Source organism: Psychrobacter sp. NPDC078929, from assembly GCF_050267985.1.
GTDB lineage: Bacteria > Pseudomonadota > Gammaproteobacteria > Pseudomonadales > Moraxellaceae > Psychrobacter.
Genome location: NZ_JBNNFX010000001.1, coordinates 284,226 through 290,225, shown reverse-complemented (window position 1 = coordinate 290,225; position 6,000 = coordinate 284,226). Strand labels below are relative to the sequence as shown.

General features: G+C 39.9%; 4 protein-coding genes. All 4 read left to right on the top strand.

Features of this window, described 5'->3' with window-relative positions; genetic code table 11:
* On the top strand, positions 1-135 hold a 135-nt coding region (locus ACQKCG_RS01260), incomplete at its 5' end, for a transposase (protein ID WP_427584962.1).
* A gap of 447 nt (positions 136-582) precedes the next feature.
* A complete protein-coding gene (locus ACQKCG_RS01255) occupies positions 583-2,781 on the top strand; it encodes a malate synthase G (protein ID WP_101206297.1) in 2,199 nt (732 codons plus the stop codon).
* A 609-nt stretch (positions 2,782-3,390) separates the two neighbouring features.
* Positions 3,391-4,500: a porin gene (locus tag ACQKCG_RS01250; RefSeq protein WP_101206298.1), complete on the top strand. Its 1,110-nt coding sequence runs from the start codon at positions 3,391-3,393 to the stop codon at positions 4,498-4,500.
* Positions 4,501-4,799: 299 nt separating this feature from the next.
* Positions 4,800-5,885 (top strand): porin, encoded by a 1,086-nt coding sequence (locus ACQKCG_RS01245; protein WP_134292215.1) that lies wholly within the window; start codon positions 4,800-4,802, stop codon positions 5,883-5,885.
* Positions 5,886-6,000 lie beyond the last annotated feature (115 nt).

Genomic DNA, 6,000 nt, shown 5'->3' with positions numbered 1-6,000 from the left:
GCCAGACATCTAGTAGAAAACGCTTTCGCTAAGCTAAAACAGTATAGGGCGGTTGCCACTAGATTTGATAAGCTCAAGCAGAGTTATGAAAATACGGTCGCTCTTGCTTGTGCTTATATCTGGCTCAAATTATGAATGTTCAACACGCCCTAAGCATAATTAAAGATATCAATGATTACTTACTGTTTATATTAACTTTGCAGCATCTAATTCCTAGATGATGATTATAGCTTCTAGAGTAGGCCACTCATACATTATCATTATTAAACAGCCTAAGTATTTACTTAGTGAATGGTGTTTCCTTGTTAATTTTATTATTTGATAGTAGGATGAGATTTTGCTCTTTAAGCATTTCGTCTTACTTTTATGATTCGCTCTTAGTAAAGAGTAAGTCTAATATTAATAGGTTGCCTTTTACTAGAACATGAATTTGTAGATATATCTTCTCAGAAAAATTAGAGAATTAAAGATTCCACAACGAATGAAATATGAACGTTTAAACCTCACAAGATTAAAAACTCTTAAACAGTTACTGTCACAACTCAGTATTAGTACCCCTCACGAACAGATAAGGATAACAATATGAGCCAGTCTTCTAACACCAATCGTATTCAAAAAGGCAGTCTTGCCATCGATCAGCAGTTGTATGACTTTATTGAAAACGAAGTATTACCGAAAGTCGGTGTGGATTCAGACGATTATTGGTCAGGTTTCGAAAAGGTTATTAAAGAGTTTACCCCGCGCAATAAAGCACTATTGGAAACTCGTGACAAGATTCAAGCGCAAATTGACCAATGGCATCTAGATAATCCTGCAAAAGATGGCGAAATCGACTATCCAGCTTATAAGACATTTTTACAAGAAATTGGTTATTTGCTACCTGAAGGCGAAGCATTCACGGTTGATACCAAAAACGTCGATGACGAAATCGCGCACATCGCAGGGCCGCAGCTAGTCGTACCAGTTCGTAATGCTCGTTATGCGCTTAATGCGACCAACGCACGTTGGGGTAGCTTATACGATGCTTTGTATGGCACCGATGTTATCAGCAGTGACAATGGTCAAGAAGCGGGTGGTAGCTATAATCCTACTCGCGGTGCTGCTGTTGTGGCTTACGCTAAAGCATTTTTAGATGAGCATTTCACACTAGCATCAGGCTCTTACAATGATGTGACTGGTTTTAAAGTAATCGATGGCAAGCTAGAAGTCGTACAAGGTGATAGCAGTACTGAGCTAAAAGATACGGCTAAGTTTGTCGGCTTTGTCGGTGACGCTGAAGCTCCTACAGGTGTGCTGTTAAAGAACAACGGCTTGCATGCTGAGATTCAAATCGATAGTAATCATCCAGTGGGTAAAGACGATCCAGCAAACATCAAGGACGTACTGCTTGAGTCGGCTATGACAGCCATTCAGGATTGTGAAGACTCAGTCGCTGCGGTAGATGCAGAAGAAAAAGTCGAAGTCTATCGTAATTGGCTTGGCTTGATGAATAGCGACCTACAGGAAACCTTTGAAAAGGGTGGCAAAACGCGTACGCGTAAGCAAAATCCAGATCGTGAATATAATACGCCAGATGGTGGTAAGCTGATCTTGCCAGGTCGTTCACTATTATTAATCCGTAACGTCGGTCATTTAATGCAGAATCCTGCTATTTTGGTTGATTTAGGCAATGGTCAAGAGCAAATATTTGAAGGCTTAATGGATGGCTTAATCACGCCACTATTATCACTTAATGATATCAAAGGCAAAAACGAGCTATCAAACTCACGTCAAGGCTCAATGTATATTGTGAAGCCAAAAATGCATGGCCCTGAAGAAGTTAAAATGGCCAATGACTTATTTAATGCGTCAGAGGACTTGCTAGGTCTAGAGCGCAATACGCTCAAAATCGGTATCATGGATGAAGAGCGCCGTATGACGGTCAACTTAAAAGAAGCAATCCGCCAAGCCAAAGAGCGCGTTATATTCATTAACACAGGTTTCTTAGATCGTACTGGTGATGAGATGCATACCAGCATGAATGCAGGTCCATTTGTACCAAAAGGCGAGATGAAATCGCAAGCATGGCAGCCTGCTTACGAGCAGTGGAACGTCGATATCGGTCTAGAGACAGGCCTACAAGGTCGCGCGCAAATCGGTAAGGGTATGTGGGCCAAGCCTGATGAGATGAAAGAGATGATGGATACTAAAGCCGCTCATCCTAAGTCTGGTGCTAGCACTGCGTGGGTACCTTCACCAACGGGAGCTACCTTGCATAGCATACACTATCATCAAGTGAGCGTAGCTGATGTACAAGACACGCTAAAATCACGCGAGCGTGCTAGCTTGGATGACATCTTGACCATTCCATTGGCGAAAAATACCGACTGGACTGATGAAGAAAAGCAGCAAGAGCTTGAAAATAACGCCCAAGGTATCTTGGGTTATGTCGTACGCTGGGTAAATCAAGGCGTTGGTTGCTCCAAGGTGCCTGACATCAACGATGTCGGTCTCATGGAAGATCGTGCTACTTTGCGTATCTCAAGCCAACATATTGCCAACTGGTTGCATCATGGCGTGGTTAGTGAGCAGCAAGTGATGGATACAATGAAACGCATGGCCAAGGTCGTCGATGAGCAAAATGCAGGCGATGATGACTATCAATCGATGGCAGATAACTTGGATAGCTCTTATGCATTTAAAGCGGCTTGCGATCTAGTATTCAAAGGACGCGCACAGCCTAGTGGTTATACTGAGCCATTGTTGCATCAAGCACGTTTGGATCTTAAAGCAAACGCTTAGAACAATAGACCAAATATGACAGGTATCTAAGCATATTTGATGAGCAAGTATGCCAGTCAGTCTTGCTCGTTTGTAACTACCAAATGTGTCAAACATAAGTCAGAAACTGTTTTATGAGCGCTATTTGTGATCGATAAATAGCGCTCTTTTTTGGTATATTACTTAGTATCTATTATGTGCGTTTAAGACTATTAGTAACGGTATTAACCAATATTATTCGTATCTGATTGAGTAAATAGAAGTTTTTTCACAATCGTTCAAATATAAGAAAGTATCTGTTATTCGATAACGCGTGTATCGAAAAAGCAAAAAAATATGTTGCAAATTATGTCAAAGTTGTTATGCTTGTATTCGAAGTATGAGTTTGGTAACGGATGTTACGCACGGAGCAATAAAGACCAAACGTTACATGGCAGTTGCGTTGTTTAATCCCAGTCATGTGAGTCATGGTTTTTTATCTTAACTGTAATAGAAATTCGCCACACTTGTTTCTGACTAATCTCGGTAGCCAGTTACACATTATATCTTTGAGGATTTGTGACGATACCAATATGGGCGCCAGCTAATAATAGCTTGCTCATTACTAAAATTGTAAAGTGGAGATACCCCATGAAAAAACTACTTTTAGCTACAGCCGTTGCTGCTCTATCTGTTTCTGCAGCACAGGCAGCACCTACCGTTTATGGTAAAGTATTCGTTACTACTGATTACGTTAATGCTGAAATTGATGGTCAGAATATGGATAATAATAACAGAATTAATGAAGACAACGGTTCATTACAAGTTAATTCTAATCTTTCACGTTTAGGCTTCAGAGGCTCTGAAGCGATAACGGCCAACACTGACGTAATTTACCAATTAGAGTACGGCGTTAAAGTTGATGATAGTGGTAGCGATAACATTGGCTTCAAAAGTCGTGATACTTATTTAGGTTTAAAAAATAAAGACTTCGGTGAATTCCGCTTTGGTCGTAACTACACAGTCATTGACTATATCAATAACGTATCAGTTAATGAAGGTTATTGGGATAATCTTGGCTCTAGTACTCTGAACAACAACGACAGCTTTGCTAATATTTTGACCCCGACCGTTGGTAACCGTATCAATAATTCAATCGTTTGGAAAGCGCCTAAATACAATGACCTACCATTAGCGCTTGCGCTGATGTATGGTGCTGATGAAGACTTTATATCTGAGAGTGATCGTGACGCAGGCTATGGTGCCTCATTGATGTTTGATCCAGGTACAGGCATTACCGCTGGTATTGCTTATGAGCAAGACATGAGTGTTAGTGGTGATATTATCCGTGGCAGTGCTAGCGTCGATTTAGGTAAATATATCGCAGCTCCTGTAAAGTTAGGCGTTCTATATCAAGAAGCTGACTATGCCGGTACTACTACTGCAACAGAGGACGGTTTAGTGGTGAGTGCTGAAATGGGTCTTTCGAATTTTGCCCGTCCAGCCTCTGTTTATATTCAGTATGACAAAACCGACAATATCAGTGGTCTTGAGAATAATGACTCAAATCAAGTCGTTGTAGGTGGCAAATATGCGTTTAAAAATAATATGATCGCTCATGCCTATGCTGGTCTAAATTCAGCGGAATTAAACAATGGTCGTTTTGGTTCGAGAGACGAAGACGGCAATGTTAATGAAATCGACTTACGTGGTGATATTGATGTACTCGCTATCGGTGGCGGTCTAGAATACTTATTCTAATCTAAACATTAGAAACGTATTATAAAAAACTCATCCTTCGGGGTGGGTTTTTTTGTTTTGTAATCAATACTGTGTCTTGAACAACAGCGTGTCTTAAATAACAGAATCCGTAAAATTAATAATAACATTTGTGTAAACTTTGGTTTTTTCATCTTACTGTAATATTTGCTTGGTAAAGTTATGTCTAAGCAGTTCTTATGGCTCGCTATATATATGGTTTCGAAGGTATAGGACCTTGCCATTATATATCTAATGATCTTAGACCATTTATCACTCAAATCGTAAAGTGGAGATATCCTTTGAAAAAATTACTTTTAGCCACAGCCGTCGCTGCACTTTCAGTTTCTGCTGCCCATGCTGCTCCAACTGTATATGGTAAAGCATTTTTAACCTTAGATTATGTTAGTACAGACTACGATGCAGCTAACAAGACAGATGAAGATACATTTAAACTTAACTCTAATCAATCACGTATCGGTTTTAAAGGTGACGACGATTTAACTGATACCACTAAACTTATTTATCAATTAGAATATCAAATCTACCATGATGACGATAGCCAACAGTTTAGATCACGTAATACTTATGTAGGCTTAGCCCACAACACTTTAGGTACTGTACTAGCGGGACGCCATGATACCCCATTGAAACTTGCACAAAACAAAGTTGACGTGTTTAATGATAGCTTATTTGATATTAAAAATGCGGGTGTTTCAGGTGAATACCGTGCTAACAATATGGTGGCCTATCAATCACCTGTTATTGTCGGTATGCCAGTGAGTTTTATGGCAGCTACCGCATTATCAGAAACTGATGCCGACGGTGATATTCTCGTTTCCGCAGCATCTGGTACGAAGCCTGCAGTCTATCGTGATAGAAAAGTAAAAGATAACGGTTATTCTGCTTTATTAGCCTATGACAAAAATGGTGTTTATCTAGCCGGTGCTTATGACAAAGACATGGGTGCTAACAATGTAAATACTGGCGTGATTGATAATACGTGGCGTTTGGTTGCTGGTTTAGATATGGGCAAAATGAATATGGTTTCGGGCTTAACTTTAGGTGCTCTATACCAACAAAGCCAATACTACGATAATTATAGCATCGTTAACAACAACCGCGTTAACAAAGCCAGTGAAGATGAAAAATCTTGGCTAATTAGTGGTAAATATAAAGTTGGTGCAACACCTTGGGCAGTTAAAGCACAGTATGTTAATACCACTGACGAAAAAGGCGTAAAAGATGCTGATGTAAATGAAATCGCAGTTGGTGGAGAATATGCATTCAATAAAGCGACCACGGGTCATATTTATGCAGGGCAAATCAGCCGTGACAATAACAAAGATGACTTGATTGTAGGTACGGGTATTGAATACAAATTCTAATCTAAACATTAGAAAACGTATTATAAAAAACTCATCCTTCGGGGTGAGTTTTTTTGTTGTGACCTTTTTAAAGCCGCAGTGGGTTATAATAGCTACGTATTTACGATGATTACGC